The 3,008-nt window shown below is 32.9% G+C and carries 1 protein-coding gene; it reads right to left on the reverse strand.

Going from position 1 to position 3,008, the window contains the following annotated elements; translation table 11 throughout:
* Window positions 1–1,953 (reverse strand): leucine-rich repeat protein (locus ACFVT8_RS24505; protein ID WP_387086435.1); only part of this gene is annotated, 1,953 nt, incomplete at its 3' end.
* Window positions 1,954–3,008 lie beyond the last annotated feature (1,055 nt).

Consider the following 3,008-nt stretch of genomic DNA (forward strand, 5'->3'; position numbering starts at 1 on the left):
CTCACCAGATTCGCCTTCAGAAGTATTATTCTTTGTCCATTTCGCGTACAATGTGATATTTTCTGTTACGACATCTTTTGCAAAGTCCCATGCTGTTGTAAGCTCTGTGTTCTTATACCAACCGGCAAATATATAGCCTTTCTTTGTCGGTGCTACCACTGGGGCTTGCAGCAAATCATCTTTTATCACTTCCTTAGACAGTACTTCACTACCTCCCATTGAATCGAAAGTAACGATATAACTTGTTCGCTCGTTTTCCTTCTCTTCTTCAGGAGAAGTATTTTTCTTGTCCCATTGTGCATAAATTGTCATTGGTTGTGTTACAGAGTTATTCCATTTAATCGTAAAATCTTTATCTTCGAACCAGCCATAGAACGTTTTCCCCTCTTTGTATTGCTTATCAAATGGAGTTTCTTTATCCCACTGAAGTTCATGTGCTCCATGAAATGTTACAAAATCTAATTGATTGTTTGCAAATGCAGCGTCTCCTATCTTTGTAACGTTTGATGGGATTTCTAAACTTATTATTTGATTATCTGAAAACGCAGTTCGTTCTATTGTTGTGACACTAGGTGGAATTACCATGCTCGTTAATTGATTTCTAGAAAATACATTCGACTCTATTGTTTTAATGTTTGATGAAATTTCTACACTCGTTAATTTATTATTTGAAAATGCAGATATTCCCATCTTCGTAACACTAGGCGGGATTACTACACTTGTTAATTGATTATTTGCAAATGCTCCAGACTCTATTGTTTTAACATTTGATGGAATCTCTATACTTGTTAATTTATTATTTAAGAATGCATCCGCTCCTATCGTTGTAACGTTTGGTGGAATTTCAATACTCGTTAATTGATTTCTAGAAAATGCGCCCATCTCAATCGTTTTAACACTTGTTGGAAGTTTTACACTTGTTAATTGATTATTTGCAAATGTATGCCATTCTATCGTTGTAATGCTCGATGGAATTTCTATACTCGTCAATTTATTATCAGAAAAAGCAAGTGCTCCCAACCTTTTAACACTGGATGGGATATCAATACTCGTTAATTGATTACTAGAAAATGCAGACATTCCGATTGCTGTTACGCTTGATGGGATCTTTACACTTGTTAATTGATTATTCAAAAATGCACGATCACCTATTGTTGTTACACTTGATGGGATATCTATACTTGTTAATTTATTATTTAAAAACGCATAACCGTCTATCGTCGTAACACTGGATGGGATTTCTATACTGGCCAATTTATTATCAGCAAATGCAGACCATTCTATCGTTGTAACGCCTGATGGAATTTCTATACTTGTTAATTGATTTTTAGCAAATACATGCTCTCCAATCGTTGTAACGCTTGATGAGATTTCTATACTTGTCAATTGGTTATATGAGAATGCAGAAAATCCTATCGCTGTAACACTTGATGGAATTTCAATACTCGTTAATTGATTACTAGAAAATGCGTACTTTCCTATCGTTGTAACGCTTGAAGGAATTGATACACTAGTGAGTTGTTTTTGACTAAATGCATTGTGTCCAATTTCGATAACTGTTTCACCATTGATTTCACTAGGAATAACGATATCTGACTTATCGCCTTTATATCCTATAATGGCAACACCATTGTCAATATTTTTTGTTACATAATCATCCTCATTATTCTGAATGGTACTATCTTCACTATTTTGCGGCCCTATGTCCTTCTCATCATTATTGCTTGGAGAAGTAATATTATCGTCACTATCATTTTGCATTATAGCTTCGTCTTCATTATCTGATATTACAGTTTCATCTTCTTTGTTTGGTGCTTCGCCCTCATTTTCATGTTCAATTGCCAATACTATATCATTCTCGTTATTACTTATCGCATAAACAGATAGACTACCTAATGACAATTGAGAGAACACTAAAAGCATAGAAACAAATACTAGAAAAGTTTTTTTCATTGATTTTCTCCTTTCAATACTTCATCAATGACATTTTTATAATTAACCTAGTGTAGAAGCTTTTTCTTAGGTCCTTCAAAAATAAGAGTTTATACGCTTACAAAAAAAGTTAATTTCCTCTTATTTTGATAAGCTTGTGATTTAGCATTAGAGATGAAAAGAAAAAATACTTTAAAACATCACTCCTATTACCATAAATACAATATTATTTACTTTTTACACTAACCTATACCTCTAACCGAACTTCTTTAAACATAAATTACCTCTTTTAAGTCTTTTTATTACTTTTCATCTATTGCAATGTCCGATTGTATAGCATTTTACAAAATAATAAAAATCAACTTTTGTTGCTTTTCTTGCATAATTTGATAATAGTGAATTTGAAATTAATGAGTTTTTAAAATTCATACTTGATTTAAATGATTTTCATCGAATTTTTGCGATGACTATTTGCATTATTTGGGTACTGCGCACATGACATGACCATAGAGTTGTATTACTCGCAACAGTGGAATCATCAAGAATCATTTTTCAACTCTTTTTGTTGTATTATTCCATCTCTAAAAATAAAAAAAGGGCATCCTTTTATCGGACATCCTTTTATCTTAATGATTATGCTTATTAAGGGTAAAACCTTCTGGGGAAAGATGCAAATCAACTTTTGCTTACTTTTGAACATATTTTGATAAACTGCATATTTGCATTTTAGAGTAATTATTTTCAACTTTATTTTGAAATTGAATCGAGTGATGTTCTCTTGATATCCCTTCTTAAATAATGGACTTACTTATCCTTTTACCTATAAGTCAGAACAAAAAAAAGAGCTATATCGAATATACGACACATCCTATAAGCAAGGTCACCACTTTTCATCTCCCTTTTCGTGTACATAAGAGAAACCTTATCCTTCACTACCACCCATTGAATGGTAATATTGTAACTTCTATTTTTTTTCACAGAAAAAAAGCCGAGGAATAAATCCTCGACTTTTCTAAGTGCCTAGCGACGTCCTACTCTCACAGGGGGAAGCCCCCAACTACCATCGGCGCTAAAGA

The sequence above is a fragment of the Lysinibacillus sp. NPDC058147 genome (assembly GCF_042884205.1).
Classification (GTDB): domain Bacteria; phylum Bacillota; class Bacilli; order Bacillales_A; family Planococcaceae; genus Lysinibacillus.